Origin of the sequence: Streptomyces sp. ITFR-6 (assembly GCF_031844725.1) — a bacterium.
Classification (GTDB): domain Bacteria; phylum Actinomycetota; class Actinomycetes; order Streptomycetales; family Streptomycetaceae; genus Streptomyces.
In genome coordinates this window covers 7,971,822-7,998,469 of record NZ_CP134612.1, presented here as the reverse complement: position 1 = coordinate 7,998,469, position 26,648 = coordinate 7,971,822, and the positions used below count along the sequence as shown (strand labels likewise).

The 26,648-nt window shown below is 72.8% G+C and carries 25 protein-coding genes and 1 pseudogene; 19 read left to right on the top strand and 7 right to left on the bottom strand.

Going from position 1 to position 26,648, the window contains the following annotated elements; all coding sequences use genetic code 11:
- Window positions 1-101 precede the first annotated feature (101 nt).
- Window positions 102-2,534 (top strand): right-handed parallel beta-helix repeat-containing protein, encoded by a 2,433-nt coding sequence (locus RLT59_RS36165; RefSeq protein WP_311307298.1) that lies wholly within the window; start codon window positions 102-104, stop codon window positions 2,532-2,534.
- On the opposite strand, the gene RLT59_RS36160 is transcribed toward RLT59_RS36165, so the two are convergent.
- Entirely contained in the window at window positions 2,494-4,869 is a 2,376-nt protein-coding gene (locus tag RLT59_RS36160) for a hypothetical protein (protein ID WP_311307297.1), read from the bottom strand. The genes RLT59_RS36165 and RLT59_RS36160 overlap by 41 nt on opposite strands.
- Before the next feature lie 184 nt (window positions 4,870-5,053).
- On the opposite strand from RLT59_RS36160, the gene RLT59_RS36155 reads away from it, so the two are divergent.
- From RLT59_RS36155 to RLT59_RS36140, 4 genes are all read left to right on the top strand, one after another.
- On the top strand, window positions 5,054-5,896 hold the full coding sequence (locus tag RLT59_RS36155) for a DeoR/GlpR family DNA-binding transcription regulator (RefSeq protein ID WP_311307296.1): 843 nt from the start codon (window positions 5,054-5,056) through the stop codon (window positions 5,894-5,896).
- An 81-nt stretch (window positions 5,897-5,977) separates the two neighbouring features.
- Window positions 5,978-6,430 carry an SRPBCC family protein gene (locus RLT59_RS36150; RefSeq protein ID WP_311307295.1) on the top strand — a complete coding sequence of 151 codons (453 nt, stop codon included), beginning with the start codon at window positions 5,978-5,980 and terminating at the stop codon, window positions 6,428-6,430.
- 119 nt (window positions 6,431-6,549) lie between these two features.
- The gene (locus RLT59_RS36145) at window positions 6,550-8,553 is read left to right on the top strand and encodes a hypothetical protein (RefSeq protein ID WP_311307294.1); all 2,004 of its coding nucleotides are present in this window, start codon (window positions 6,550-6,552) and stop codon (window positions 8,551-8,553) included.
- A gap of 125 nt (window positions 8,554-8,678) precedes the next feature.
- Window positions 8,679-9,161, top strand: a complete 483-nt coding sequence (locus RLT59_RS36140) for an SRPBCC family protein (protein ID WP_311307293.1) — start codon at window positions 8,679-8,681, stop codon at window positions 9,159-9,161.
- 48 nt (window positions 9,162-9,209) lie between these two features.
- Here the strand turns inward: RLT59_RS36140 and RLT59_RS36135 are convergent, their stop codons facing one another.
- Entirely contained in the window at window positions 9,210-10,373 is a 1,164-nt protein-coding gene (locus RLT59_RS36135) for an L-cysteine desulfhydrase Cds1 (protein ID WP_311307292.1), read from the bottom strand.
- A gap of 229 nt (window positions 10,374-10,602) precedes the next feature.
- On the opposite strand from RLT59_RS36135, the gene RLT59_RS36130 reads away from it, so the two are divergent.
- The 8 genes and pseudogenes from RLT59_RS36130 (at window position 10,603) to RLT59_RS36095 (ending at window position 15,911) form a co-directional block, all read left to right on the top strand.
- Window positions 10,603-10,920 carry a hypothetical protein gene (locus RLT59_RS36130; protein WP_311307291.1) on the top strand — a complete coding sequence of 106 codons (318 nt, stop codon included), beginning with the start codon at window positions 10,603-10,605 and terminating at the stop codon, window positions 10,918-10,920.
- 187 nt (window positions 10,921-11,107) lie between these two features.
- Window positions 11,108-11,629: an ATP-binding protein gene (locus RLT59_RS36125; protein ID WP_311307290.1), complete on the top strand. Its 522-nt coding sequence runs from the start codon at window positions 11,108-11,110 to the stop codon at window positions 11,627-11,629.
- A 191-nt stretch (window positions 11,630-11,820) separates the two neighbouring features.
- Complete coding sequence (locus RLT59_RS36120; RefSeq protein ID WP_311307978.1) at window positions 11,821-12,552, top strand: MerR family transcriptional regulator; 732 nt, start codon at window positions 11,821-11,823, stop codon at window positions 12,550-12,552.
- Window positions 12,549-13,308: pseudogene (locus RLT59_RS36115) on the top strand (glycosyltransferase); the annotation flags it as partial. The gene RLT59_RS36120 and the pseudogene RLT59_RS36115, both read left to right, overlap by 4 nt.
- A gap of 73 nt (window positions 13,309-13,381) precedes the next feature.
- Window positions 13,382-13,951, top strand: a complete 570-nt coding sequence (locus RLT59_RS36110) for a TetR/AcrR family transcriptional regulator (RefSeq protein ID WP_311307289.1) — start codon at window positions 13,382-13,384, stop codon at window positions 13,949-13,951.
- A 43-nt stretch (window positions 13,952-13,994) separates the two neighbouring features.
- Window positions 13,995-14,393, top strand: a complete 399-nt coding sequence (locus RLT59_RS36105; RefSeq protein WP_311307288.1) for a (R)-mandelonitrile lyase — start codon at window positions 13,995-13,997, stop codon at window positions 14,391-14,393.
- A gap of 34 nt (window positions 14,394-14,427) precedes the next feature.
- The gene (locus RLT59_RS36100) at window positions 14,428-15,009 is read left to right on the top strand and encodes a DUF4865 family protein (RefSeq protein ID WP_311307287.1); all 582 of its coding nucleotides are present in this window, start codon (window positions 14,428-14,430) and stop codon (window positions 15,007-15,009) included.
- The gene (locus RLT59_RS36095) at window positions 15,003-15,911 is read left to right on the top strand and encodes a phosphotriesterase family protein (protein WP_311307286.1); all 909 of its coding nucleotides are present in this window, start codon (window positions 15,003-15,005) and stop codon (window positions 15,909-15,911) included. The genes RLT59_RS36100 and RLT59_RS36095 overlap by 7 nt, the downstream gene beginning before the upstream one ends.
- 55 nt (window positions 15,912-15,966) lie before the next feature.
- Here the strand turns inward: RLT59_RS36095 and RLT59_RS36090 are convergent, their stop codons facing one another.
- On the bottom strand, window positions 15,967-17,181 hold the full coding sequence (locus RLT59_RS36090; protein WP_311307285.1) for an ROK family protein: 1,215 nt from the start codon (window positions 17,179-17,181) through the stop codon (window positions 15,967-15,969).
- Between the two features lie 122 nt (window positions 17,182-17,303).
- On the opposite strand from RLT59_RS36090, the gene RLT59_RS36085 reads away from it, so the two are divergent.
- The 4 genes from RLT59_RS36085 (at window position 17,304) to RLT59_RS36070 (ending at window position 20,212) form a co-directional block, all read left to right on the top strand.
- Window positions 17,304-18,533 (top strand): MFS transporter, encoded by a 1,230-nt coding sequence (locus RLT59_RS36085; protein WP_311307284.1) that lies wholly within the window; start codon window positions 17,304-17,306, stop codon window positions 18,531-18,533.
- Window positions 18,534-18,600: 67 nt separating this feature from the next.
- On the top strand, window positions 18,601-18,981 hold the full coding sequence (locus RLT59_RS36080) for an SCO4225 family membrane protein (protein ID WP_311307283.1): 381 nt from the start codon (window positions 18,601-18,603) through the stop codon (window positions 18,979-18,981).
- A 20-nt stretch (window positions 18,982-19,001) separates the two neighbouring features.
- Complete coding sequence (locus tag RLT59_RS36075) at window positions 19,002-19,763, top strand: maleylpyruvate isomerase family mycothiol-dependent enzyme (protein WP_311307282.1); 762 nt, start codon at window positions 19,002-19,004, stop codon at window positions 19,761-19,763.
- Between the two features lie 86 nt (window positions 19,764-19,849).
- Window positions 19,850-20,212, top strand: a complete 363-nt coding sequence (locus tag RLT59_RS36070; protein ID WP_311307281.1) for a DUF6332 family protein — start codon at window positions 19,850-19,852, stop codon at window positions 20,210-20,212.
- Here RLT59_RS36070 and RLT59_RS36065 read toward each other — a convergent pair.
- The 3 genes from RLT59_RS36065 to RLT59_RS36055 form a co-directional block, all read right to left on the bottom strand.
- The gene (locus tag RLT59_RS36065; RefSeq protein WP_311307280.1) at window positions 20,173-20,829 is read right to left on the bottom strand and encodes a response regulator; all 657 of its coding nucleotides are present in this window, start codon (window positions 20,827-20,829) and stop codon (window positions 20,173-20,175) included. The two genes, RLT59_RS36070 and RLT59_RS36065, sit on opposite strands and share 40 nt — an antisense overlap.
- A complete protein-coding gene (locus tag RLT59_RS36060; protein ID WP_399126688.1) occupies window positions 20,804-22,213 on the bottom strand; it encodes a sensor histidine kinase in 1,410 nt (469 codons plus the stop codon). Before RLT59_RS36060 ends, RLT59_RS36065 begins: the two co-directional genes overlap by 26 nt.
- A 160-nt stretch (window positions 22,214-22,373) precedes the next feature.
- A complete protein-coding gene (locus RLT59_RS36055; RefSeq protein WP_311307279.1) occupies window positions 22,374-23,141 on the bottom strand; it encodes a TetR/AcrR family transcriptional regulator in 768 nt (255 codons plus the stop codon).
- Between the two features lie 152 nt (window positions 23,142-23,293).
- Between RLT59_RS36055 and RLT59_RS36050 the strand changes: the two genes are divergently transcribed.
- Window positions 23,294-23,746: a nitroreductase family deazaflavin-dependent oxidoreductase gene (locus tag RLT59_RS36050; RefSeq protein ID WP_311307278.1), complete on the top strand. Its 453-nt coding sequence runs from the start codon at window positions 23,294-23,296 to the stop codon at window positions 23,744-23,746.
- Between the two features lie 42 nt (window positions 23,747-23,788).
- On the opposite strand, the gene RLT59_RS36045 is transcribed toward RLT59_RS36050, so the two are convergent.
- Window positions 23,789-25,006, bottom strand: coding sequence for a geranylgeranyl reductase family protein (locus tag RLT59_RS36045; RefSeq protein WP_311307277.1), 1,218 nt, complete (start codon window positions 25,004-25,006; stop codon window positions 23,789-23,791).
- 183 nt (window positions 25,007-25,189) lie between these two features.
- Here RLT59_RS36045 and RLT59_RS36040 point away from each other — a divergent pair, with 183 nt between their 5' ends.
- Window positions 25,190-26,554, top strand: coding sequence for a dipeptidase (locus RLT59_RS36040; protein WP_311307276.1), 1,365 nt, complete (start codon window positions 25,190-25,192; stop codon window positions 26,552-26,554).
- Window positions 26,555-26,648 lie beyond the last annotated feature (94 nt).

Sequence of the window (26,648 nt, the reverse complement as noted above, 5' to 3'; positions counted from 1 at the left end):
GGCCCGCCTCTCACTTCGGCAGGGCGGACTCTGGGTGGTCACTGCCGCGAGGCCGGTGACCAGGGCATCACACACGCACGAGGCGGGGGCACGTCAGCGCCATGGCACAGGGCACGGTCCAGGTGACGCACACCGGCACATCGCGGTGGCGGCGCCGCACTGGCGAATACGCCTCCCTCACCGCGGCGCTGGAAGCGGCGGCGGACGGTGATGTGCTCACCGTCGCGCCGGGCACCTACCGGGAGAACCTCGTCATCGCCCGCGCGGTGACGCTGCGCGGGCCGGAGGGCTCCCTCGGGTCCGTCCGGATCGCCCCCGTGGACGGCGTACCGCTGACGCTGCGCGCCTCCGCCGTCGTCCAGGATCTCCATGTCGAGGGCCAGGACTCGACGGCCCCCGCCCTGCTGATCGAGGAAGGCGCCCCGGAACTCGCGGACCTGCGGATCGTGACCCGGTCCGCCGCCGGCCTTGAGGTGCGCGGCGCGGCCCGGCCCACCGTGCGCCGCTGCACCGTCGACAATCCGGCCGGCGTCGGCATCGCCGTACTCGACGGCGCGGGCGGCGTGTTCGAGGAGTGCGAGATCGTCTCGGCCGGTCAGTCCGGCGTCTCGGTGCGCGACGGCGCGCATCCCCGGCTGGAGCGCTGCCGCATCCACCACTCCTCGGGGGCGGGGCTGTCCGTCACGGGTGAGGGCAGCGGTCTTGAGGCGGTCGGCTGCGAGATCTACGAGATCAAGGGCAGCGGCATACAGGTGGCCGCCCGCGCCTCGGCCCACCTCACCGACTGCACCGTCCACCGCACCTCCGCGGACGGGGTCACCCTCGACACCGACGCGGTGCTCACGCTGGCCGACTGCGACATCCACGACATCCCGGAGAACGCGGTGGACCTGCGTTCGCGCTCGGTCCTCACCCTGACCCGCTCCACGGTGCGCCGGTTCGGCCGCAACGGGCTCTCGGTCTGGGACCCGGGCACCCGGGTCGACGCCGACCAGTGCGAGATCCACGACAGTACGGGCGACTACCCGGCGGTCTGGGTCAGCGACGGTGCGACGGTGATACTGGACTCCTGCCGCGTCCACGACGTGCCGGACGCCATCTTCGTACTCGACCGGGGCTCGCGCGCCGACGTCGTGGACAGCGATCTCTCCCAGATCCGCAACACGGCGGTCTCGGTGAGTGACGGGGCGACGGCACAGCTCGACGACTGCCGGATCCGTGAGACGTCCACCGGCGCCTGGTTCCGCGACCACGGGAGCGGCGGCACCCTGAACAACTGCACCATCGATGCCGCCCAGACAGGGGTGATCGTCACCAAGGGCGCCGATCCCACGATCGAGCGCTGCACGGTCACCTCACCCGCGGAGGCCGGCTTCTACGTGTCGGCCGAGGGCCGCGGCACCTTCCACGGCTGCCGGGTCACCGGCAGCGAGGGCTACGGCTTCCACGTGATGGACGGCTGCCGTACGACGCTGACCCGCTGCCGTACCGAGCGCTGTGCCCGCGGGGGTTACGAGTTCCCGGAGGGCGGCGCCCAGAGCGACGGATCGGGCACAGGCCCGGTCGTGGAGGACTGCAGCAGCGACGAGAGCGCGCTGCGCACCGCCACTCCCCCGCCGCCGGCCGTCCTGACCGCGACCCAGACGACGCCCGGACTGCTCGGGGCGGTCCCGGCGTCGCGCGCCGTCGAGCCCGTCGCCGTGGAGCCCCCGGCCCAGCCGGTGCGCACCTCCGCGGCGGTCCTGGGCGAGCTGGACACGCTGGTCGGGCTCGACAGCGTCAAGCGCGAGGTGCGCGCCCTCACCGACATGATCGAGGTGGGGCGACGACGCCAGCAGGCCGGTCTGAAGGCCGCCTCTGTCCGCCGCCACCTCGTCTTCACCGGTTCCCCCGGCACCGGCAAGACGACGGTGGCCCGGCTGTACGGCGAGATCCTGGCCGCCCTCGGCGTGCTGGAGCGGGGCCATCTGGTCGAGGTGTCCCGGGTCGATCTGGTCGGCGAGCACATCGGCTCGACCGCCATCCGGACCCAGGAGGCGTTCGACCGGGCGCGCGGCGGGGTGCTGTTCGTCGACGAGGCATACGCCCTGTCCCCCGAGGACTCCGGGCGGGACTTCGGCCGCGAGGCGATCGACACGCTCGTGAAGCTGATGGAGGACCACCGGGACGCGGTGGTCGTCATCGTCGCCGGTTACACCCACGAGATGGAGCGGTTCCTCACCGTCAACCCCGGTGTGGCGTCCCGTTTCTCACGGACGATCATCTTCAGCGACTACGAGCCGCGCGAGCTGCTGCGGATCGTCGAGCAGCAGACGGAGGAACAGGAGTACAGCCTGGCCTCCGGGACCGACGAGGCGCTGCTGAAGTACTTCACCGAGCTGCCCAAGGGGCCCGCGTTCGGCAACGGCCGCACGGCCCGCCAGACCTTCGAGTCGATGGTGGAGCGGCACGCGGGCCGGGTCGCCCAGCTCGCGGAAACGAGCACGGACGACCTCACCCTGCTGTACCCGGAGGACCTCCCGGAGCTTCCCTGAGCTCCTGGCGGGGCTCGTCGGCCTGCTGGGGCAGGAGCGGGGTCAGCCGTTCCAGGAGCGCGGCCCGTTCCTGGGCGAAGACCGGGTCGGCCTGGTAGTCGGAGTGGCCCAGCACCGGCTCGGGCAGCGGGTGCTCCAAGGTGCGTCCGTAGACCAGCGGGTCCTTCAGCGGCCCCCGGTCCACCTCCGGCCCGGACTCCTCGCCGAGCCGGATCTCGCCGCCGATCGGGTCGGTGGCCCGCCACAGGTTGCGCCAACAGTGCACGGAGCGGTGCAGTCCGTGCAGTTGGGCGGGGCCGAAGTAGGCGGGGAACCAGCGCCCGTAGAGCCGCTCGATCGGTGAACCGTAGGTGAGCAGGGCGACCCTGCGGCGGGTCCCGGCGGGCAGCTGCCAGACAGCCGACGCGGCCAGGACGCTGCCCTGGGAGTGGCCGGAGATGACGAGCCGGCCGCGGGTACTCGCCGTCCAGCCGGACATGCGTGAGGCCAGGTCGGGGACGGCGCGCTCGGCGTAGCACGGCGGCGCGAAGGGATGGGCGGCGCGCGGCCAGAACGTACCGACGTCCCAGAGGATGCCGATGGTGCGCCGGGCGGAGGCGTCCCGGTAGGCGCGCCGGCCGCAGGCGACGAAGACCAGGAAGCCGAAGCCGATCATCCAGGAGCCGGTCGACTGCGCCGCCTCTGCCACCGATTCGACGAAGGGGCTGCTGCCGTCCATCGCGAGCCCCGGCACCTGCCCGCTCGCCCAGGCCCCGCCGACCGCCCCGGCGCCCAGCAGCAGGGAGGCGCCGGAGACCAGGCCGACGATGCCGGGCGCGGAGTCGGTGAGCGCGGCCGTGGCCCGGGTCCGGGCGATCTGCTTGGTACGGGCGGGGTCAGGCCGCCGCTCCTCGTACTCCGCGTCGACCGCGGGCTCCAGGCGGCGGGCGGCGAGGTAGGTCCGTACGCCGAGGGCCGCGCCGGGGAGCAGGAGCAGCACCAGCAGCACGGGGATGACGGAGGCCTGCCAGCTGAGCAGGACCGGCGGCCCGTCTATGACGGCGCTGCGGCCCATGCCGGGGCTGCCGGGACCGTCGAGCCAGTCGGCCACCCGCTGGGCCACCCCGCCGGTCATCACGCCGCCGAGCGCGCAGGCGAGCATCGCGACCGAGGGGCCGCCGAGGCCCCGCATCACGGTGCGCGGCTCGGGGCCGCACCGGTACAGGCGCCACGCCACCGCGGCCAGTGCGACGACGAAGGCGCCCTGGGCGAGGGTGACGACGGGGAAGGTGACGTCGCCGGGGAGGGTGCCGGAGGAGGCCCAGCCGGGGCGGGACCAGGCGGCGTGCACGGAGGCGAGGACGAGCAGGGTCAGCGCGAACCCCGGCAGGCAGGTGGTGACGGCACGGTCGAGCCGGTTGTCGAGGCGCCGTTCGCTGCGGCCGCGCCGGCAGACGACCCAGAGCACCACGAGCCCCCCGAGGACGAGCAGCGCCTCGATGACCCGGCCGTACACCGCGGGGACCGAACCCGCCGCGGCCCGGTCGTGCCGGGCCGCGGCGCCCGCGACGGAGGCGGTGACGGTCAGGAACCCGGCGGCGGTGTGGGCGGCGCGCAGCCGGGCGACGAGCCGGCGCCCGAACCAGAATCCGGGGCGCCCGAGCGCGGGCCGCAGGGGCTCGGCCGGGACGGTCCCGGCGCTGTCATCGTCGTCGGGGACGGTGCCGGTCAGCGGGCGCTGGGACTCGTAGGCGCTCCAGGTGCGGTTGGACAGGTACCAGAGCAGTCCCACCAGCGCGGTGGGCACCAGGGCCGCGAGGGCGAGCCGGCGGCCCGGCTGGGACCACCAGCCGCCCTGGGCGGCGGAGAGGAAGCCCAGCCAGGAACGCTGGTCGGAACAGGCGGCCACCCCGGCGCACTGCCAGGCGGTCAGGTCGAGCGCGACCTCGCAGGCCGCGGCGGTCAGCAGGACGGTGAGGCTCAGCGCGACCAGCCGGACCAGCGCCCCGTAGAGCCGGACGGTGCGGGGGCGGCCGGTGGCGGCCGGGCGCATCCAGTGGGCGAGGTTGATCACCATGAACGGGAGCAGCAGGAGCCACAGCGCACGGGAGCCGTTGCCGGAGGTGAGGTTGGACCAGCAGTAGGCCTCGGGGATGGGCCGGTCCCGGTACCGTTCGGGGTGCCGCTCCGCGTCGATGTCGCCGGAACGCCGGTAGATGGCGGCGGTGGGGTCGCCGGTGACGCGGACCGTACGCGGGTCGACGAGCATCTCCTGGGGCGTGGTTCCGCCCACACCGTGGACCAGCAGTTCCAGCGCTGGCCCGGTGCTCCGGGCGGCCTGGGTGGGAGGTGGCACTGGGTGACTCGCTCTCGGAGGGGGATGGCGGCTGATGGCCGGTCACCAGAGTCGCGGCCGGGCGGCGGTGTCCGTGCCGCTCTCACGAAATCTCCCCAGTGCGGCGGCCCGCGACACCGCGTGGCAGGATGAGCCCCGTCCGAACGGACTCCTGCACGGCCACAGGGAAGGACCGGACCCGGCGTTGAGCGAGAATCAGAATCTGCTCGCGGAGCAGCGGCGCGCGCTGATCCTCGACGAGGTGCGCAGGCGAGGCGGGGTCAGGGTCAATGAGCTGACCCGCAAGCTGAGCGTGTCCGACATGACCGTCCGCCGGGATCTTGACGCGCTGGCCCGTCAGGGTGTCATCGAGAAGGTGCACGGCGGCGCCGTACCGGTGGTCGAGGCGAGTACGCACGAGCCCGGGTTCGAGGCGAAGTCGACGCTGGAGCTGACCGCCAAGGAGGACATCGCGCGGGCCGCCGCCGCGATGGCCGTGCCCGGCAGTGCGATCGCGCTGTCCGGCGGCACCACGACCTACGCGCTCGCCCAGCACCTGCTGGACGTGCCGGACCTCACGGTGGTGACCAACTCGGTGCGGGTCGCCGATGTGTTCCACGCCGCGCAGCGTCCGGGGGCGCCCGGTGCCCGGCCGGGTGCCGCGACCGTGGTGCTCACGGGCGGGGTGCGGACGCCGTCCGATTCGCTGGTCGGCCCGGTCGCGGACCAGGCGATCGTCTCGCTCCACTTCGATGTGCTCTTCCTCGGGGTGCACGGCATCTCGGTCGAGGCCGGCCTGTCCACCCCGAATCTGGCCGAGGCCGAGACGAATCGCCGTTTCGTGCAGTCGGCGCGGCGCGTGGTGGTGGTCGCGGACCACACCAAGTGGGGCACGGTGGGGCTGAGTTCGTTCGCCACGCTGGAGCAGGTGAACACGTTCGTCACGGACGCGGGCCTGTCGGACGAGGTCCGCGAGGAGATCGAGGAGCACCTGCCCGGTCTGGTGGTCGCGGGCCGGGACGCCGACGGCGGGCCCGCCCGGGGCTGAGCGGCCGTCCGGCCCGGCCTTGCGGTGAGTCCCGGATTCCGCTCAGCTCGCGGGAGGCCGGGCGCCGCCTAGGATCATGTGGTGGCCGTTTTCCGGATCGAGCGTTTCACCCCACTGCCCGCAGCCGAGTCCTGGCGCCGGGTGACGGACTGGGAACGGCATGCCGCGCAGGTCCCGCTGACCACGATCACGGTGCCCGCGGGGACGGCGACCCGGGCCGGGACGGTCTTCGTGGCTCGCACCGGAATCGGTCCGCTGGCGTTCGACGATCCGATGGAAGTGGTCCGGTGGTCACCGCCGTCCGGCAGCCGGGCGGGGATGTGCCGTCTGGAGAAGCGTGGCCGGGTGGTGCTGGGCCGGGCGTCGATCGATGTGTACCCCACTCATTCCGGCTCCCATGTGGTGTGGGTGGAGGAGCTGAGCGTGCGGCTGCTGCCGAGGTGGGGCGATCCGCTGATCTCCGGGGCGGGGCGGCGGATCTTCGGCCGGGTGCTCGACTCGATGCTCGACCGGCCGGCGCAGGGCTGTCAGTGACCGGTGGCCGGATCCCTACGGTGCTGACGGGTGCCCTGAGCAGGTGATGTGACCGTCACACGATCGAGTCGTTTGTCGGTGTGACGGTTTCCGCCTACGGCTCAGGAAGCATCGAATTCATGCCGATCCACCAACCGCAGCAGCGGTCCTCCGGCAGCAGCGAACGCCCCGGCGTCCCGCAGGCCGAGGCCGCGCTCGTGGAGCACTACCCGCGTCTCGTCCGGCTCGCCTATCTGGTGCTGCCGCCCGCCCTCGGCCGGCATCGCCGGGTGCTGGCCGCCCACGCCTGTGTGCAGCGTGCGCTGCCCGGGGCGGGTAAGGCGCCGGAGGCTCCGGCACCCGCCCGGGTTCCGGCACAGACCCGCGGCGCCTCCCCCGCCCCCGCTCCGGACGACGGTGTGACCTCGGCCTACGCCTGGATGCGGTTACGTGTACTGCGCACCGCGCTGGCCCACGAGCGGCGGCCGCGGTGGTGGCCGGGGCGGCTGCCGGCACCGGCCGCGCTGCGCCCCTCGCTCCCGGCCGTCTGGGGCCTGCGGCTCTTCCCTCGGGCCGGCGGAGCGGCCGAACTGGCGCTGGACCAGGAGCTGTCGACGGTGTCGGCGGCCGTCAGGGCGGCGTTCGCGCTGCGGCTGCTGGAGGAGCTCGACGAGCCGGAGGCGCAGTCCCTGCTCGCCCGCGCGGACGCACGGGACCCGGCGAGCGCGGTACGGGCGGCCAGGCGGCTCGGGGCCGGCGACCGCGCGGGGGCCGAGGCGCTGCTGCGTTCCGGCGAGTTCGATCCGTGTGTGCTCCAGACCCGGCCGAGCGATCTACTGCGACGCCGGCACCGGATGCGGGTGGTGGCGGGCGTCGCCGCGCTGTGCGTGGTGGCGGGCGGTGTGGTCGCGCTGGCCGAGGAGGGTTCGGCGGTCCGTCTCCCCGACGCCGGGAGCACGCTCGCCCCGGCTCTCGATCCGGCGGCGCTGCTGCGTACCGCGGCGGAGGAGTGGGCGGACACCTCGCGCGTCGACTTCACCGCGTGGCCGGCCCGCGGTGACCGCACCGATGACCGGGCGCTGCTCGGCCGGGCGCTGTCGGCCTGGGGCCGTACCCCGAGCGGAACCGCGGTCTCGACCACCCCTGGGGCGCTCGCGGTGCCCCCCGCCCAGCCGCCCCGGCTGCTGTACGCCGGTGAGGTGGACGGCGCCGCCGTGGTGCTGTTGCACGACGGCGGGGTACGGGTGGTGCGCTACGCGGAGCCGCTGTCCGGGACCGGGGCGCCGGCCCTGGACTTCGCCCGGACCGATGACGCGGATGTGACGACGGGTGCGGCCGTGGTCGTCAGCCGCGGCGGGGGCCGGGCCCGCTTTCTGCTGGCGCCCTGGATCGCCGAGTCCACGACCCGCGATCTGCTGCGGCCGGACACTCCGGCACGCGCGCTGAAGGTGGGGGCGGACGGTGTGACGGCCGCCGTCCCGCGTCCGTCGCTGGAGGGCGGCTGCGACTCCTGGCCGGTGATGCAGCTGCGGTCCTCGGAGCGCATCGTGGAGAAGCACGCGTTCCTCGTCACCGACCTGGGCGATCTCGCTCCGGTTCACCTCACTTTCACGCCGAAACCCGGCGGCGGCGCTCCCGCACGGCAGCCCAGGGAGGCGACGGGCGGCCCCGCACTGCTGAGCTGGGCGCGCACCGCGTGCTCGCTGCGTGCGCTGGGCGTTGGCGGTGTGCGGGCGGTCAACAACTGGGACTTCGCCGAGCAGCGCCTCCCGGAGGGCGGCGCCCCGGCGCAGTGGGTCTGCACCCGGGCCGACACCTGGCAGGGGCCCGGCCGCGTGCTGGTGCAGTTCCTGGGACCCGATCCGTCGGAGGCCGCCCCGGCGACCGTGGTGGGCGACCAGCGGGACACGGCGCTGTGCAGCCGGTTCGGCCAGCACGTCCTGGGCGGCACGCACTGGAAGGCGCCCTCGGGGCGGTGGTACGTGCTGGCCGCGGGAAGCCGTGCGGTGGACCGGATCCAGGCCACCGGGGCGGTCCGCGCATCGGCCTCCGGCACGACGCTCGCGGTGCGGGCGCCGCGCGACGCCCCGGTGGAGCTGAAGGCCCGGCTCACGGAGGGCGGTTCACTCACGGCGGTGCGCTGACCCGGCCCGCGTACGGCCCGCGGTCCGGATCGGGCCGGGTCAGCACAGGTACCACAGGGAACATCTGACGGTGTGACAGATATGGTGGCGGCGGCCCGCCGCCGACCGCACGGGAGGTGCGTTCCATGACCCGCCGACTCCGCTCCGTGGACCTCGACTTCGTCGAGTCCGCTCCGCTGCGACTGGTCTTCGCCGCCGAGGTGGCCTCGCCGCCCGATGCCGTGTACCGCGCTCTGGCCGAGGACGTCGAGGGCTGGCCCCGCTGGTTCACCCAGCTGACGTCGGCGCGGCCGGTCGACGCGGGCGCGGGCCGCGAGGTGCGGCTCCGGGGCGGGATCAGGTTCCGGGAGACGATCGTCGCCGCGGAGCCCGGCAGCCGGTACGCCTACCGGATCGACGACTCCAACGCCCCCGGTCTGCACGCCCTGGTGGAGGAGTGGCTGCTGACCCCGGCCGGTACCGGCACCCGGGTACGGTGGACCTTCACCGCCGACGGCTCCGCGCTGTTCCGGTTCGCGATGCGGCGGGCCCGGCCCGCGGTGGGCAAGTCGTTCAGGGACGCCGTGCGCAACCTCGGCCGGCGGCTCTCCGGACCGGCCGGGTCCTGAGGAGGGCGGCGGCGGCTCCGGAGTACGGCGGGTACGGCCTCCGTCGGATCAGGCGTCGCTGCCCTGCGGGCCGGGCCAGCTGCCGGTGGTCAGGAAGTGGTCGATGGTCCGGGTGTACGGCGCGATGTCCAGGCCCTGGGCGGCGAGCCAGGAGTCGGAGTAGTACTTGTCGAGGTAGCGGTCGCCGGGGTCGCAGATCAGCGTGACGATGCTGCCGGTGGCGCCCTGTGCGAGCATCTCCGCGACCAGCTTGAAGGCGCTCCACAGCCCCGTCCCGGTGGAGCCGCCGGCCTTGCGGCCGATGGACCGCTCCAGCGCGCGCACGGCCGCGACCGTCGCCGCGTCCGGGACCTTCATCATCCGGTCGATGGCTCCCGGGACGAAGCTCGGCTCCATCCGGGGCCTGCCGATGCCCTCGATCCGCGATCCGCAGTCGCTGGTGGCCAGCGGGTCGTGATGGGTCCAGCCGTCGAAGAAGCAGGAGTTCTCCGGGTCGGGCACACAGATCCGGGTGTCGTGCTGCATGTAGTGCACGTACCGCGCGATGGTCGCCGAGGTACCACCGGTCCCCGCCGTGGCGACGATCCAGGCGGGCTCCGGGTACCGCTCCAGCCGCAGCTGCTGGTAGATCGACTCCGCGATGTTGTTGTTGCCGCGCCAGTCCGTGGCCCGCTCGGCATAGGTGAACTGGTCCATGTAGTGGCCGCCGGACTCCGCCGCGAGCGTGGCGGACTCCTCGTACAGCCTGCGCGAGTCGTCCACGAAGTGGCAGCGGCCGCCGTGGAATTCGATGAGCCGACACTTCTCGGAACTGGTGGTGCGGGGCATCACGGCGATGAACGGCACCCCGATCAGCTTGGCGAAGTACGCCTCCGAGACGGCGGTCGAACCGCTCGACGCCTCGATCACCGGCCGTCCTGGACGGATCCAGCCGTTGCAGAGCCCGTAGAGGAAGAGCGAGCGCGCCAGCCGGTGTTTGAGACTGCCGGTGGGGTGCGTCGACTCGTCCTTGAGGTAGAGGTCGATGCCCCAGCTCTCGGGCAGCGGGAAGCGCAGCAGATGTGTGTCGGCCGAGCGGTTGGCATCGGCCTGGACCTTGCGTACGGCTTCCTTGAGCCAGGCCCGGTACGCCAGGTCGGTGCGGTCGATGTCGACGGTCGCCACCGCTTCGCCGCCGTCTCTGTGCTCACTTCTGTGCTCACTCGTGTCCATCAGCGCGCTTCTCCTCGTACGACCGGTCTCGGCGCGCCCCACGATATGCCCCCTACCTGCACAAACATTGACTTTGATACTCCATAGCCCTCCCTTGGTGTTGCGGGCGGGGCGCTTGCGAGAGCCGTCGCGGCGCGAATGCGTCTTTGCGCCCCGCCCCGGTCTGGTGCAGCCGGTCCGGGTTGTGCACACTTTCATTCGGGGGCGTGACGAAGGGGGCGAAGGGGCCATGTCCGAAACGGAGTTCAGTGAGACAGGCGTACGGATCGACCGGTGGGCGCGCTCGCTCTCACGGGCCGGGCAGGTGACCGTCAAGGACGGCCGGCTGGCGCTGCTGACCAGTTACGGCCGGGAGATCGACAGCGCACCGGTGGGGACGGTGAGCACGGGCAGAGCGTGGTTCTCCGGCGCGGACGCGACGGTGGCACGGGTCAACGGGACGCGGTACCGGCTGACGATGCCGCGCCGCCCGGACAAGCCGGACGAGGCCGGTCCCGCGCGCCGGTTCCTCGAAGCACTGCGCGGGGCGGCCGCCGCGCACGGCTGACGGAGCGGTGCCACGGGGACACCGCGAGTTGCGGAGCCGGAACCCCTGAGCGACATTGGAGTCACGTCACTCATGGTTTACCGGCGGTCACACTGTGATCCAGGCCGCCGGCCCGGAATCAGCAGTCAGCCATCTGCTGGATCCGTCCCTTCGTCTTCTTCCGGACCTATTTCGGGGAGTCGCAGCCGTGATCAGCGAGCCAAGCAGGCACTGCACGGTGGAGCTCCAGGCCCTGCCGTCGCGGATCGGTCAGGTCCGCAGAATCATCTCGGCGCAGTTGCGCTACTGGCATCTCGATCCCCTGATCGACCAGGCAGCGCTGGGCGTCACGGAACTCCTGACCAATGTCCACCGGCATGCGCAGCCGGACAAGTCATGCACCGTCGAGGTCGAGTTGCTGCTCGAACGGCTGACGGTGTCCGTCCACGACCACGACCCGCGGCTGCCGACCGTGCGCGAGGCCGACGACTCCAGTACGTCGGGGCGCGGACTCGCACTGATCGCCGCGGTCAGCGAGAGCTGGGGTGTCCGCCCCCGGGGCGGAGCCGGAAAGATCGTCTGGTTCTCCCTTCCGGCCCCTTCCCTGTTCGCCGTCCAGCCACCGCATTCGGTGTACGGGGCGACGACCGACGGACCGTTCGACCTGAGCGGCATCATGTCGCCGGAGGGTGTGCAGCCCTCGGTGGCACGGTCCGTGTCGGTCGGCTGACACGGCAAGGGCGGGGCGCCTTCCGGGGCGTCCCGCCTTCGCCGTGGTGAGAGCGGATTTGACCCTCCCCTTACGTCAGGCCCAAGACTGTCGGGCGACGAAAGGGCTGGTACATGAGTTACTCGGTGGGACAGGTCTCGGCTCTTGCCGGGGTGACGGTGCGGACACTGCACCACTACGAATAGACGGCACTGCTCTCGCCCAGCGGCCGCAGCGGCGCCGGCTACCGGGTCCACAGCGACGCCGATTTGGCGCGTCTCCAGCAGATCCTCTTCTATCGCGAACTCGGCTTCTCCCTCGACGAGATCGCCGCGATCCTGAAGGATCCCCGGGCGAGCGCCCTGGAACACCTGAGGTCCCGGCAGCGGGAGCTCGGTGAGGAGATCGCCAGGCTCCAGCACCTGGCCGAGGTGGCGGAACGGGCCATCGAGGTCCAGCAGACCGGTGTGGCCCTCACCCCCGAGGAACGGTTCGAGGTCTTCGGGGAGATCACCTTCGACCTCAGCTACGCCGCGGAGGCCGAGCGGAAGTGGGCGCACTCGGACGGACAGCGTGAGGCGATGTCGCGCGCGGCCGCCCACACCAAGGACGACTGGCGGCAGCTCATGCGGGAGGCCGCGGCCTGGCGCGCGGAGCTGCTCGCCGCCTTCGACGACGGGGAGCCGAGCGACGGCGAGCGGGCCATGGACCTCGCGGAGGAGCACCGGCTGCACATCTCACGCTGGTTCACCTCCTGCCCGCCCGGGATGCACCGGCGCACCGCGGACGACTTCGTGGCCGACCCCCGCGCCTTCGCCCTCGTCGTACCGGCGTCGCAGCAACGCCCAGGCCTGTCCGCGTACGTGCGCAAGGCCGTGCACGCCAACGCGGACCGCCACCCGGCCGACCCCGACGACCGCACCGGCTCGCGGGACTGCCGATGAGAATCCTGATCGCCGCGGCCGGATCGCGGGGCGACGTCGCCCCGTACACGGGCCTGGGCGCCGAACTGCGCCGGGCCGGTTACGACGTCACCCTCGCCGCCACCGACGCCTTCGCCCCTCTCGTACGGGACGCCGGGCTGGAGTTCCGCAGCCTCGCCGCCGGGCCCGAGGCGGCCGGCCGCTGGCGGCACCGACCGCCGTGACCTCATGCGCACCGCGGCCGCGTTCATCGCCGGGCTGGGCCAGGGGCTCGCCGACGCGACAGCCGACGGCACGGATCTGCTCCTGCTCTCGACCACGATGGCCCCGCTCGGCTGGCACCTGGCCGAGGCCACCGGCGCCCCGAGCCTGGGCGTGTACCTTCAGCCCACCGCACCGACCGGCGACTTCCCGCCCGTCGTCACGGGTTCCCGCTCGCTGGGCAGGCTCGCCAACCGGGCCTCCGGCCGCTTCGCCCTCCGCATGGCCGACCGTGTCTACGCGCACGCCGCCGCGGAGCTGCGCCGGAGCCTCCAACTGCCCCCGGTCGCCGCGTCCGCGATGCGCCGCCGGCAGGAACAGGCCGGCTGGTCCGTCCTGCACGGCTTCAGCACGGCACTGGTGCCCCGCCCCTCCGACTGGCGCGCCGGCCTGGACGTCGTGGGCAACTGGTGGCCCGCTCTCGACCCGGCGGAGCGGCTGTCCGCCGATCTGGAGGACTTCCTGCGCGCCGGTCCCCCGCCCGTGTTCATCGGCTTCGGGAGCATGGCGGGCGGCTGCTCCCGCCCGCCCGCCGCGGCTTCCTGATCCGGCCGTGGATTCTGTACCTACTAGTATGTACAGTGTCTGCATGAGCACTCCGGACCGTCTGATCGAAGCCACCCAGGAGCTCCTGTGGGAGCGCGGATACGTGGGCACGAGCCCCAAGGCCATCCAGCAGCGGGCGGACGCCGGCCAGGGCAGCATGTACCACCACTTCAGCGGGAAGTCCGAGCTGGCTCTCGCCGCCATCCGGCGTACGTCCGCGGAGATGCGCGAGACGGCCGGCCGCACCTTCGACGCGCCCGGCTCCGCGTACGAGCGCATCTCGCGCTACCTGCTGCGTGAGCGCGATGTGCTGCGGGGCTGCCCGGTGGGGCGGCTGACGATGGACCCGGACGTCATCGTGAGCGACGAACTGCGCTTCCCGGTCGACGAGACGATCGGGTGGCTGCGCGGCAGGCTGGCCGCGATCGTCCAGGAGGGCCTGGAGCGGGGCGAGTTCGCCCGCGGCCTGGTGCCCGACGATGTCGCGGCGACGATCGTCGCGACGGTGCAGGGCGGCTATGTACTGGCCCGCGCCTCCGGTTCGACGGACGCCTTCGACGCCGCCGTCCGGGGGCTGCTCACGCTGCTCGCCCCCGCCACCGACGCCGGCTGACTGCCCGTCACACGCGACCGACCGTACAAGGAGCACGCCACACATGCGCATCACCAGGAACCGTCCGGACACCCAGACCGGGCCGCCCGAGCACTTCACCGGAAGCGTCTGGCTCGACGAGCTCGCGGCGCCCGAACCGCCTTCCCGGCTCCGGATGTTCAGCGTTCACTTCGCCCCGGGCGGGCACACCGCCTGGCACACCCACCCGCACGGCCAGGTCCTCCATGTCACCGAGGGCGAGGGCCTGGTGCAGCGCCGGGGCGGTCCGGTGGAGCCGATCAGGGCGGGTGACACCGTGTGGATCGAGCCGGACGAATGGCACTGGCACGGGGCCGCGCCCCGCACCTTCATGACCCATCTGGCTCTCGTCGAGGCGGCCGGGGACGGCGCCACCATCCACTGGCACCCCGACGCCCGCGTCTCCGAATACCCGGCGGCCTGAAAAGCAGCGGACCTGAGGGGCAGAGGAACAGACGATGCACGCCATGCAGTACGAGATCACCCTTCCCGCCGACTACGACATGGGCATCATCCGGGACCGGGTGGCGACCAGGGGCCACCTCCTGGACGACTTCCCCGGACTCGGCGTCAAGGCCTACCTGATGCGGGAGCGCGGCGAGGACTCGCCGGTCAACCAGTACGCGCCGTTCTACCTGTGGTCGACACCCGAAGGCATGAACTCCTTCCTCTGGAGCCCCGGATTCCAGGGCGTCGTGCGGGACTTCGGGCGCCCTGAGGTGCGGCACTGGACAGGGCTGTCGTTCACGCGGGGCGCCTCGTCGGCCGCGCTCCCCCGCTCAGCCACCCGCCGCCGCGAACCCGTTCCCGAGTCGGCCGCCCCGGCGGACGCGGTCGAAGCGGCGCTGGAGGAGAGCCGTCGGCTCGCGAAGGCGCCCGGCGCCGTCGTCACGGCGCTCGCCGTGGACCCCCTCCACTGGGAACTGGTCCACTTCACACTCTGGGACGGCCCCGCGCCCGAGGAGCCCGGCGAGCGCTTCGAGGTGCTCCACGTCAGCCGGCCCGGACTCGAAGACCTTGGGGAGGGGCGCCAGTGGTAGCAACGGTCCGCACCGTCCTCGGAGACGTCCCAGCCGGGGAACTGGGCATATGCGACGCCCACGACCACCTCTTCCTGCGCAGCCCGCTGCTGCCGGGACAGGAACTGGCCGACCCGCGGGACGCCGCCCGACGGCTCGGCTCCTTCAGGGAGTTGGGCGGCCGCGCGGTGGTGCAGTGGATGCCGCACGGGATGGGACGCGGAGCCGGATCGCTGGCCGCCCTCTCCCGTTCGACGGGCGTGCACGTGGTCGCCGCCACCGGGCTGCACCAGGCGGCGCACTATCCGCCCGCACTGCTGGACCGGATCCGGGACCGGCTCGCCACGTTCTTCGTCGCGGAGCTCACGGAGGGCATCGGCTCCACCGGGGTACGGGCGGGGCTCATCAAGGTCGCCGGGGCCTTCCACGCGGTCGACGCGCACGCCCGGCTCACCATGACGGCGGCGGCCGAGGCGCACCACCGCACGGGGGCGCCGATCGCCGTCCATCTGGAACTGGGCACCGCCGCGCTCGATCTGCTCTGCGGTGAGCTGGGCGTCGCGCCGCAACGGGTGATCCTCGGGCATCTGGGCCGCTCACCGGACGGGGCCGTGCAGCGGGAGGCGGCGCGGGCGGGGGCGTTCCTCGCGTTCGACGGTCCGTCCCGGGCCCACCACGCGACGGACTGGCGACTGCCCTCGGAGCTGGCGGCGCTGACAGAGGCGGGGTTCGGCGGGCAGTTGCTGCTGGGCGGCGACACCACCGTGCCGGAGACGCCGGGGATGCCGCACCTGCTGCGCCGGCTGCGTCCGCGCCTGGAGGAGGCCCTGGGGGCGGAGTTCATGGCGGCGGCGCTGGTCGGCAATCCGGCGCGGGCGTTCGCGTTCGAACCGGTCCGGTCCGAACCGGACCGGGAGGCTTGAGGGCCGGCGGGGCACCGCCCCGCCCTCCCAGCCACGTCCTCCCAGCCGCGTCCTCTCAGGCGAGTGCGACCAGGGGGTCGTCCAGCACCGGCTGCCAGGCCAGCTCCGCCGCACCGACCAGGCTGTTGTGGTCAAGGGTGCAGGGCAGGATCGGCACACTTCCGCTGCGCCCCCACAGACTGCGGTCGGCGACCACCGCCCGCAGCCGTTCCGGGTCGGCGTCGAGCAGCGCGCGGTGCAGCCCGCCCAGGATGATCCGGTCCGGGTTGAGGATGTTGACCAGCCCGGCGAGACCGAGTCCCAGGCGGTCGATCAGCTCCTCTGCCGCGACGCGCACCGCCATGTCGTCGTACTCGTTGCGCAGCAGGTCCCCGGACTGCTTGAGGAGTGACTCCTCGGGGCCGGGCCGGCGCCCGGCCGCGGTCAGGAAGGCCAGCGGGTCGGTCTCGACGTCGAGGCAGCCCCGGCCGCCGCAGTGGCAGGGCCGGCCCTCCGGGTTGACCGTGAGGTGGCCGACCTCCAGGGCCAGCCCCGAACTCCCGCTGTGCAGGCGGCCGTCCAGGACGAGCGCCCCGCCGACGCCGCGATGGCCGGTGGCCACGCAGAGCAGATGCTGGGCGCCGCGCCCGGCTCCGTGCCGGTGCTCGGCGAGCGCGGCGAGGTTGACGTCGTTGCCGGTGAACGCCGGTCCCTCGATGCCCGCTTCGCGGACGCATGTGGCGAAGATCTCGCGGACCGGGGCGCCCGCCGGCCAGGCGATGTGGAGGGGGTTGAGGGCGGTGCCCTCCGGCTCGGCCACCGCGGACGGCACGGCGAGTCCGGCCCCCACGCACCGCAGCCCGCTGTCCCGCAGCAACCGGGCGCAGTCGTCGACGACTTCACCGATGACCTGCGCCGGGTCCGCGGTGATGGTGACGCATCCGGGGGCGGTCGCGACGAGGCGGCCGCCCAGTCCGACCAGCGCGGCCCGGAAGCCGTCCGAGTGGACCTGGGCCGCGACGGCCACCGGCCCGGACTCCCTAACCGCCAGCCGGTGCGAGGGGCGCCCCTGCGAGCCCGCCGCGGAGCCGGGCCTGGAGTCCACCCTGATCAGGCCGAGCGCCTCCAGCTCGGCGGCGACCGCGCCCGCCGTGGCGCGGGTGACGCCGAGCTCGGAGGTGAGGACTGCACGAGTGGGCGCGCGTCCGGTATGGACCAGTTCCAGCGCGGGGCCCAGCGCGCTGCGGCCCCTCTCCAACTTCGTCCGGGTGTGGGTCACCTTGCCGTTCATGGGGGCGAGTCTCCCATGATCCGGAGGTGCTGCCGACGCAGCGGTGGCCGGGATCGCCCCTTGTGGGAAGCCCGTCGGCAGCCGTCTTGCGCCCGTTGTCCGCAGGCCTCTATGCTGACTTTGTGCCGCAACTAAACAAACTGCGGACGGCCCTGCCGGGGGGACCGGGCGGCAACCCCGCCCCACCCTCGTCCTCCCGTCTCCGTACCGCGCTGACCGTGTTCTTCGCCCTCGACGGGTTCATCTTCGCCGGCTGGGTGGTCCGTATCCCCGCCATCAAGCACCAGACCGGCGCCTCTGCCGCCACCCTCGGCCTCGCACTGCTCGGCGTGTCCGCCGGCGCCGTGATCACCATGATGCTCACCGGCAGGCTCTGCAACCGCTTCGGCAGCCATGCGGTGACCGTGGTCTGCGGAGTCCTGCTTCCGCTCAGCATCGCGCTGCCCGCACAGACCCACTCCGCACTCTCACTCGGCCTGGTACTGCTGGTGTTCGGCGCCGCGTACGGCGGGATGAACGTGGCGATGAACAGCGCCGCGGTGGATCTCGTCAACGCGCTGCGGCGCCCCGTGATGCCCGGCTTCCACGCCGCGTTCAGCCTCGGCGGCATGGTCGGTGCCGGGCTCGGCGGACTGGTCGCGGGCGGCCTCTCCCCCTCCGTGCATCTCCTGATCCTGACCGGTTTCGGACTGCTCGTGACCGCCTTCGCGGGCCCCGTACTGCTCCGTAACACCGTCGCGAAGCCACCTGCGGAGGCGGTCGCGAGCAGCGAGCGCCCCAAGCGCCTGGGCGGTCGGGACCGCCGCGTGGTGCTCCTCTTCGGCATGATCGCGCTCTGCACGGCTTACGGCGAGGGCGCCCTGGCCGACTGGGGCGCGCTCCACCTGGAGCAGGACCTGCACGCCCATCCCGGGATCGCGGCGGCGGGCTACTCGCTGTTCGCCCTGGCGATGACGGCGGGCCGGCTCACCGGTACGGCACTGCTCGAACGGCTCGGCCAGACCCGGACCCTGGTCGCGGGCGGCGGCACCGCCGCGGCGGGCATGCTGCTCGGCGCGCTCGCCCCGACCACCTGGCTCGCACTGCTCGGGTTCGCGATCACCGGGCTCGGACTGGCCAACATCTTCCCCGTGGCGGTCAGCAGGGCCGGTGAGCTGGCGGGCCCCGGCGGGGTGGCCGCGGCCTCGACGCTGGGCTACGGCGGAATGCTCCTCGGACCGCCCGCGATCGGGTTCCTCACCGACTGGTTCTCGCTGCCCGCGGCCCTCACGACCGTAACCCTGCTGGCGGCCGCGGCGGCGGCGCTGGGGTACGCGGCCCGCAATGTGTCGCATACCGCCACGAGTGAGTAGCCGTACTCAGGCAGAAACGGTTCCCCGAACGCACGATGGAGAGGTCAGCCACCAAAGGGGAGCAACGATGAACAAGACGGTTACGACCACGCGGCACCTCCGCACAGTCGCGCGCCTGACCTTCGGCAACGCCGCGTCACTGATCTATCTGGGTGTGGTCGCGGCCACCGCCGTGTTCGTCACGGTGGACACGCTGTTCGTCACCCACGAGGACGCCTCGTTCTCCGGAATCTGGCTCTTCTTCCTGGCCGCCCCCACCGTGTTCCTCTTCCTCCTCCTCGACAGCACGTTGTGGGGAGCGGATTCGGCCGGGCCCGACTGGTACATGTACCTGGCCCTGGTCGTATCCGTGCTGGTGCAGTCGTTCGCCCTCGGCTGGTTCGTACGTCTGCTGCGCGGCGGCCCGGGGCGTACGCGCTCGCGCTCGGCCCACCCGCAGGGCGCCTGACCGCTGGCACAATCCCTGCCATGGACATCGCAGAGCACATCAACACCCTGGCCGAAGAGGGCCGGTTGCTGGCCGAGGCCGCCACGGAGGCCGGGACCGGCGCGCCCGTGCCGACCTGCCCGGACTGGCAGGTGCGGGATCTGCTGCGGCACACCGCGATGGTGCACGCCTGGGCGACCGCCTTCGTGACCGAGGGGCACACCACGTACGTCCCCGGCCCCGCCGAACCGGAACTGGACGGGCCGGAACTGCTCGACCGGTTCCGCGAGGGGCACCGCCGGCTGGTGGACGCCCTGAAGGGCGCCTCGCCGGACATACAGTGCTGGACCTTCTTCGCCGCGCCCTCGCCGCTCGCCTTCTGGGCACGGCGGCAGGCCCACGAGACGGCCGTCCACCGGGTCGACGCGGAGTCCGCACGGGGCGGCGCGCTGTCCCCGGTGGCAGCCGCGCACGCCGAGGACGGCGTCGACGAGCTGCTCCGCGGCTTCCACGCCCGGCCGAAGACCCGGCTGCGCACCGAAGTGCCCCGCACACTGCGGGTGCGGGGCACCGACACCGGCGACGTGTGGACCGTGGAACTCTCGGCGGATCCGCCGCGCACCGTACGCGGGACCGGAGCACCGACGGACCACGCCACGGACCACTTCGTGGACTGCGAGTTGAGCGGCACGGCCCGGGACCTGTACCTCTCGCTCTGGAACCGGATACCGCTCACCGCCCTCACCGTGACCGGTGACCCCGCTCTCGCCCGGCTGTGGCGCGAGAAGTCCGCGGTCAACTGATCCGGCGCCCACCTCCGTCGCAGGGGCCCCGCTCCGCACCGGAGGCGGGGTTGTCCGCCTGCCATCTCGGCTGTGACACTTCGGACATGGGACACCGAAGCCAGGCCGACCGGGACGCCATGACCGTCGAGATCGGTTTCGCCGTGCTGACCGGGGCCGTGATGGCCGCCGGGGCGTTCGTCGTGGTCTGCGTCCCCACCGCCTTCCTCGCACCGCACAGCGGACTGCGGTCCGTGCTGCTGATGGTCGCGTCGGGCGTGGCGGGGCTCGTCCTCATGGGGCGGGTCATCGACGTACTGTGGCGGTTCGGCCGCCGGGACTCCGCTGTGGAGCTCGGCCCCGCGGGTCCGGCGAATGGTGCGGCGGGAGGTGCGGCGGGTGGTGCCGCATATGGTCCGGCAGCGGCGGTTCAGCCCAGCCAGCCGGGACGTACGAGCCCCGACTCGTAGGCGAGCACGACCAGTTGGGCACGGTCGCGGGCGCCGAGCTTCACCATGGTCCGGCTCACGTGGGTCTTGGCCGTGAGCGGGCTGACGACGAGCCTGCGGGCGATCTCCTCGTTGGAGAGCCCTATGCCCACCAGGGCCATCACCTCCCGTTCCCGTTCGGTCAGTTCACTCAGGCCGGCAGCCGCCACGGGTTCCTTGGAACGGGCCGCGAACTCCGCGATCAGCCGCCGGGTGACGCCCGGGGACAGCAGCGCGTCACCGGCGACCACCGCACGGACGGCCCGCAGCAGCTCTTCCGGTTCGGTGTCCTTCACCAGGAAACCGGAGGCTCCGGAGCGGATCGCCTCGAAGACGTACTCGTCGAGTTCGAAGGTGGTGAGCATGACCACCCTCACCTCGTTCAGCGCGGGGTCCCCGGTGATGGCGCGGGTCGCGGCGAGGCCGTCGAGACGCGGCATCCGGATGTCCATCAGCACGGTGTCCGGGCGCAGTTCGCGCACCAGCCGGACGGCCTCCTCGCCGTCGGCCGCCACCTCGATGTCCGGCTGGGCGTCCAGGAGGGCCCGGAATCCCGCCCGGACCAGCAGCTGGTCATCGGCGAGCAGTACGCGAATCACGGTGTCTCCTTCTCGTGCGGGGGTGCCCCGCCGGTCGCCCCGGCCGGCAGCGGAAGTTCGGCTCCACCCGCCAGCCGCCGTCGGGCCGGGTACCCGTCTCGATCGTGCCACCGAGTGCCGCGGCCCGCTCCCGCATGCCCGCCAGTCCGTTACCGCTGCCCCCGGCGTCGGTGCCGGTGGCGGGTCCCCGGTCGTCGATCCGGAGCCGGATGCGGCCGGGCCCGTACCCGACCGCGACCTCCGCGGTACGCGAACCGGAGTGCCGCACCACATTCGTCAGCGCCTCCTGCACGATCCGGAACGCGGCCAGGTCCGCGCCGGGCGGCACGGCGCCGCGCCTACCGTCCGTCGTGACCGTGACGGTCAGGCCCGTGCTCGCGGCCTGCTCCACCAGCTCGGGCAGTCTGTCGAGTCCGGGAGCCGGGGCCCTGGGCGCGTCCCCCGGGGTGCGAAGCGTGTCGAGGACCTGTCTGACCTCACCGAGCGCCTCCTTGCTGGCGGCCTTGATGGTGGTGAGCGCCGTGCGGGCCTGCTCGGGGTCGGAGTCGAGCAGGGCGAGGCCGACCCCGGCCTGGACGTTGATGACAGAGATGCTGTGGGCGAGGACGTCGTGCAGCTCCCTGGCCATCCGCAGGCGCTCCTCGTCGGCCCGCCGCCTCTCCGCGGCCGCCCGTTCCATCCGCTGCGCCGCCCACTGCTCGCGGCGTACCCGGACGAACTCCGCGGCGGCGACGATCGCCACCACCCAGGCGGCGACCCCGGCTTCCTGCCCCCAGGGCGGAGCCGAGTCGCCCGAGGGAGGCAGCCACCGGTAGAGCCAGTGGGCGACCAGCAGATGCCCCAGCCACACCATGCCGACGGCCGACCAGGCGGCCCGGCGATGCCCGGCGACGACGGCGCTGAAGCACCCGACGGCGACGGCCAGGAAGACCGGCCCGTACGGATATCCGGCACCGAGATAGACCATCGCCGCGGCCGAACTCACGAAGACGGCCACGACGGGATGCCGGTGGCGCACCAGCAGCACGGCCACCGAGACGAGGAGCAGAAGCCGGGCGAAGAGGTCCAGCGGGGCCTTCTCGCCGAGCTGGCCGTGGGCCGCGATGCTCAACCCGACCATGACGACGACGCCGAGCAGCAGGGTCGAGACCCACGGCAGGCGAGCGGCGGAGCTCCCCCGTGCTCCGGTCAGCCAGCGCGGCGGCCCTCCGCGGCTCCAGGGCGGGCCGGGTGCGTGGGGACCCGCCGGCCGTCCCGCCCGTCCGGCGCCCGGCCCGCCACCCATCCCGCCGCCCGTCCCGCCGTGCGCCCACGGCCGCCGCCGCGACGGCCCGCCCCGGCCGCCCGGGGGACCGCCGCTTTCCTGTGAGCGCTGCTCTTCCATGCCGGTCACGCTAGACCGAGGACCACCCCGGGGGCGTCCGCCGGGCGTGGCGATCACTCGTACTCCCTGTGGAGTACGGCGGACGGGGAGGGCGGGGAGAGAACAGCCGGGGCGGGAGCGGTCGGGGCGGAGACAGCCGGGCGGGGCAGCGGCTCAGCGCTCAGCGCCGCGCCCGGCCGTCCTGTCCCGCCGCGCCGCGCTGGCCCGCCGCGCCGCGCGCCGCAGCGCCCAGCAGGCCGACCGTGCGGCCCAGCTCCTCGACGGCCTGGCGGAAGAAGGTCGCCCTGGCCTCGACCACCCGGTCGAACTGGCCGAAGACCTCGAACGACACCAGCCCGAACAGCTGCGCCCAGGCGGCGACGATCGGCGGGGCGACGGCTGGGGGCAGGCCGGGGGCCAGGTCTGCGGCGAGCCGTTCGGCCTCGGGGCGCAGCTCCTCGGTGAGCGGCGGCAGCGCGAGCCCCACCTCGCGGTGGGCGTCCTCGACAACGGCGACGAGGACGAGGCCGACGCGCGACGCAGGGGCGATGGTCACCTGCGGCGCCGTGTAGCCGGGCACCGGCGAACCGTAGATCAGGGCGTACTCGTGGGGGTGCGCCAGCGCCCAGTCTCGAACGGCACAGGCGACCGCGACCCAGCGGGCCAGATGCGCGACGGGCGCGGAGCCGTCCGGGGCGGCGGTGCGGTGGGCGCTCTCCGCGACCTCCCCGACGGAGTCGTAGGCATCGACGATCAGGGCCGTGAGCAGTTCGTCGCGGCTGGGGAAATAGCGGTAGAGGGCGGAGGAGACCATGCCGAGCTCCCGTGCCACCGCGCGCAGCGAGAGTTTGGCCGCTCCTTCGGCGGCGAGCTGCCTCCGCGCTTCGTCCTTGATGGCGGCGGTGACCTCGATACGGGCCCGTTCCCTGGCTCCTCTGATGGCGCTCATGGGCCATATCCTGTCACGCGATCAGAGCGGCGACCAATATCGAGAGCACTGCTCTTGCTTTCGAGCGCCACTCTCGTGCACACTGATACCAAGCGAGAGCACTGCTCTCCAAGTGAGGCGAGAGCACCGCTCTCCCAACAGTGGGGGTCACCATGTCGCAGGCTTACTACCTTCAGGGAAGCCCGCTCACCGTCCGTCTGAACAGCTTCGTCGGCCGGCTCGCCCGGCACGGCGTCAGTCTGCTCGGCACCCAGGAGTTGTCGGTCCGCGGACGCAAGAGCGGCCGGGTGCAGCGCATCCCCGTGAATCCTCACAAGCACGAGGGCGCTCAGTACCTGGTCTCGGCACGCGGCCACTCGCAGTGGGTGCGCAACATGCGGGCCGCGGGCGGCGGCGAACTGCGCAAGGGCCGCAGCAGTCGCGCCTTCACCGCCGTGGAGATCGCGGACGACGAGCAGAAGGCGATCGTCGTCCGCGCCTACCTGAAGCGCTGGGGCTGGGAGGTCAATCAGTATTTCCAGGGCATCACGGCGAAGTCGACGGATGCCGAGCTCCTCGCGGCCTGCCCCGACCACCCCGTCTTCCGGATCACCGTCGAGGACTGACCGGACGGCCGGTCCCGACGGCTCCCCTCCGTACCACGACGGTTATGTGCGGTCCATGGTCGACAGCGCCCGCTGCGCCAGCGGATGCGAACGGACCAGTTCGGCCAGCGAAGTCGTTCCCCGGGTGATCCCCGCGAACGCGTTCCACGCCGGACGGAATCCCGTCAGCACCGCGTGCAGCAGACCCGGGCGGCGCTCGAAGAGCTTCAGCATCCGCCGCCCCACGCTCATCTCGACACCCAGCCCGGCCTTGATGGCGAAGGCGTAGTTGAGTGCCTGGCGGCGGGCGTCCACCGCGTCGTGCGACTCCGCGACCCGGACCGCCCACTCCCCGGCGAGCCGCCCGGAACGCAGCGCGAACGAGATTCCCTCGCGGGTCCACGGCTCCAGCAGACCCGCCGCGTCACCGCATACGAGCACACGGCCGCGCGAGAGCGGCGAGTCGTCGCTGCGGCAGCGCGTCAGATGGCCGGAGGAGATCTTCGGCTCGAAGCCGGCCAGGCCGAGCCGCGCGACGAAGTCCTCCAGATACCGCTTCGTGCCGCCACCGTCGCCGCGCGCCGAGATCACACCGACCGTCAGGGTGTCGCCCTTGGGGAAGACCCAGCCGTAACTGCCGGGCATCGGGCCCCAGTCGATCAGGACCCGGCCCGCCCAGTCCTCCGCGACCGTCCGCGGAACGGGGATCTCCGCCTCCAGGCCGAGGTCCACCTGATCCAGCTTCACCCCGACATGGGCTCCTATCCGCCCGGCACTGCCGTCCGCGCCCACCACCGCGCGGGCCAGGACCGTCTCACCGCCGGACAGCACGACCGCGACCGTGCGCCGGTCGGGCACCGCCGCCCCGTGCTGCTCCACCCGGGACACCGTCGCCCCGGTGCGCAGTTCGGCTCCGGCCTTCTGCGCCTCCTCGACCAGCCCCGCGTCGAACTCGGGGCGGTTGATCAGCCCGAAGAGCATGCGCTTGGAGCGGCGGGTCCGCGAGAGCCTGCCGTTCAGCGAGAACGTGACCGCGTGAATCCGGTCCTGCAAGGGCAGTTCGAATCCGGGTGGCAGCGAATCACGTGAATATCCGATGATTCCGCCGCCGCATGTTTTGTAACGGGGCAGTTCCGCCTTCTCCAGCAGCAGCACCCGACGGCCGGCTACCGCCGCCGCGTATGCCGCGGAGGCGCCCGCCGGTCCGGCGCCGACTACGACGACATCCCACACGGACGACTCTTCGTGCTCATGTCCGGCGTCTGCGTTCTCGCTGCTCACGATGTGCTTCTGCTCCCGATCCGACCAGTGGCCCAAGCTGCTCACGGCATCCTACGGCGCGTTCGGGCCGACCCCTGCTGTGGGAGGATCGACCGTGCCTCCGTCGTCACCACAACGCCGCGTTCGCGGCGTTCAAGTACACGGATTCGTAGACATAACGTCGCACCTGCTAGGAGCGTGCCCATGACCGCCCATCCGATTTCCGAAACCATCGCCTCGCTGATGCCCCGCGCCAAGGCGGAGCTCACCGAGCTGGTGGCCTTCCAGTCGGTGGCGGATCCCGCTGTGTACCCCAGGAGCGAGTGCGACGCCGCGGCCGAGTGGGTCGCCGGGGCGCTGCGCGACGAGGACTTCCAGGACGTCGCCCTGCTCGACACCCCGGACGGCAGCAAGGCCGTCTACGGCTTGCTGCCCGGTCCGGCCGGAGCGCCCACCGTGTTGCTCTACGCGCACTACGACGTGCAGCCGCCGCTCGACGAGTCCGCCTGGCTCTCCCCTCCGTTCGAGCTGACCGAACGCGACGGCCGCTGGTTCGGCCGGGGCTCCGCCGACTGCAAGGGCGGCTTCGTCATGCACCTCCTCGCGCTGCGCGCCCTGAAGGCGAACGGCGGGGTGCCGGTCTCCGTGAAGGTGATAGCCGAGGGCTCGGAGGAGCAGGGCACCGGCGGCCTGGAACAGTACGCGCAGGCCCATCCGGAGCTGCTCGCCGCGGACACCGTGGTGATCGGCGACACCGGTAACTTCCGCGCCGGTCTGCCGACGGTCACCTCGACCCTGCGCGGGATGACGATGCTGCGGGTGAGTCTCGACACCCTCGAAGGGAACCTGCACTCCGGGCAGTTCGGCGGCGCCGCGCCGGACGCGCTGGCCGCGATGATCCAGCTGCTCGCGTCGCTGCGCGCGGAGGACGGCACGACCACCGTCGACGGCCTGACCACCGACGCGAAGTGGGACGGCCTTCAGTACCCGGAGGCCGACTTCCGCAAGGACGCGAAGGTGCTGGACGGGGTGGAGCTGATCGGCACGGATACGGTCGCCGACCGGATCTGGGCGCGGCCGGCCGTCACGGTGATCGGCATCGACTGCCCGCCGGTCGTCGGCGCGACGCCCTCGGTCCAGGCGGCCGCGCGCGCCCAGATCAGCCTCCGGGTGCCGCCGGGCGGCGACGCCGACGAGGCGACGAAGCTGCTCACCGCGCATCTCCTGTCACGCGCCCCGTGGGGTGCCAGGGTGTCGGTCGAGCAGGTCGGCCAGGGGCAGCCCTTCCGCGCCGACGTCTCCAGCCCGGCGTACACGGCGATGGCGGACGCCATGCGGGTGGCGTATCCGGGCGAGGAGATGCAGTCCTCCGGCATGGGCGGCTCGATCCCGCTCTGCAACGCGCTCGCCGAGCTGTACCCGGAGGCGGAGATCCTGCTGATCGGGCTGAGCGAGCCCGAGGCACAGATCCACGCGGTGAACGAGAGCGTGTCGCCCGAGGAGCTGGAGCGGATGTCGGTGGCCGAGGCGCTGTTCCTGCGGAACTACGCCGCCTCCAAGAAGGCCTGAGCGAGGCACGCACGGCGCGCATGTACGCGGCGGATGTCCGCCGCGTACATGCGCCGCACGGATCAGCCGCGTACGTGCCCGCACTGATCACCTC

Bases quoted from the DNA above. Each gene is read 5' to 3' on its own strand.
- RLT59_RS36080 (WP_311307283.1), top strand. From the start codon at position 18,601: ATGAACAAGACGGTTACGACCACGCGGCACCTCCGCACAGTCGCGCGC.
- RLT59_RS36105 (WP_311307288.1), top strand. From the start codon at position 13,995: ATGCGCATCACCAGGAACCGTCCGGACACCCAGACCGGGCCGCCCGAG.
- RLT59_RS36145 (WP_311307294.1), top strand. From the start codon at position 6,550: ATGCCGATCCACCAACCGCAGCAGCGGTCCTCCGGCAGCAGCGAACGC.
- RLT59_RS36135 (WP_311307292.1), bottom strand. From the start codon at position 10,373: ATGGACACGAGTGAGCACAGAAGTGAGCACAGAGACGGCGGCGAAGCG.
- RLT59_RS36050 (WP_311307278.1), top strand. From the start codon at position 23,294: ATGTCGCAGGCTTACTACCTTCAGGGAAGCCCGCTCACCGTCCGTCTG.
- RLT59_RS36100 (WP_311307287.1), top strand. From the start codon at position 14,428: ATGCACGCCATGCAGTACGAGATCACCCTTCCCGCCGACTACGACATG.
- RLT59_RS36130 (WP_311307291.1), top strand. From the start codon at position 10,603: ATGTCCGAAACGGAGTTCAGTGAGACAGGCGTACGGATCGACCGGTGG.
- RLT59_RS36110 (WP_311307289.1), top strand. From the start codon at position 13,382: ATGAGCACTCCGGACCGTCTGATCGAAGCCACCCAGGAGCTCCTGTGG.
- RLT59_RS36090 (WP_311307285.1), bottom strand. From the start codon at position 17,181: ATGAACGGCAAGGTGACCCACACCCGGACGAAGTTGGAGAGGGGCCGC.
- RLT59_RS36060 (WP_399126688.1), bottom strand. From the start codon at position 22,213: ATGGAAGAGCAGCGCTCACAGGAAAGCGGCGGTCCCCCGGGCGGCCGG.
- RLT59_RS36040 (WP_311307276.1), top strand. From the start codon at position 25,190: ATGACCGCCCATCCGATTTCCGAAACCATCGCCTCGCTGATGCCCCGC.
- RLT59_RS36070 (WP_311307281.1), top strand. From the start codon at position 19,850: ATGGGACACCGAAGCCAGGCCGACCGGGACGCCATGACCGTCGAGATC.
- RLT59_RS36140 (WP_311307293.1), top strand. From the start codon at position 8,679: ATGACCCGCCGACTCCGCTCCGTGGACCTCGACTTCGTCGAGTCCGCT.
- RLT59_RS36055 (WP_311307279.1), bottom strand. From the start codon at position 23,141: ATGAGCGCCATCAGAGGAGCCAGGGAACGGGCCCGTATCGAGGTCACC.
- RLT59_RS36165 (WP_311307298.1), top strand. From the start codon at position 102: ATGGCACAGGGCACGGTCCAGGTGACGCACACCGGCACATCGCGGTGG.
- RLT59_RS36075 (WP_311307282.1), top strand. From the start codon at position 19,002: ATGGACATCGCAGAGCACATCAACACCCTGGCCGAAGAGGGCCGGTTG.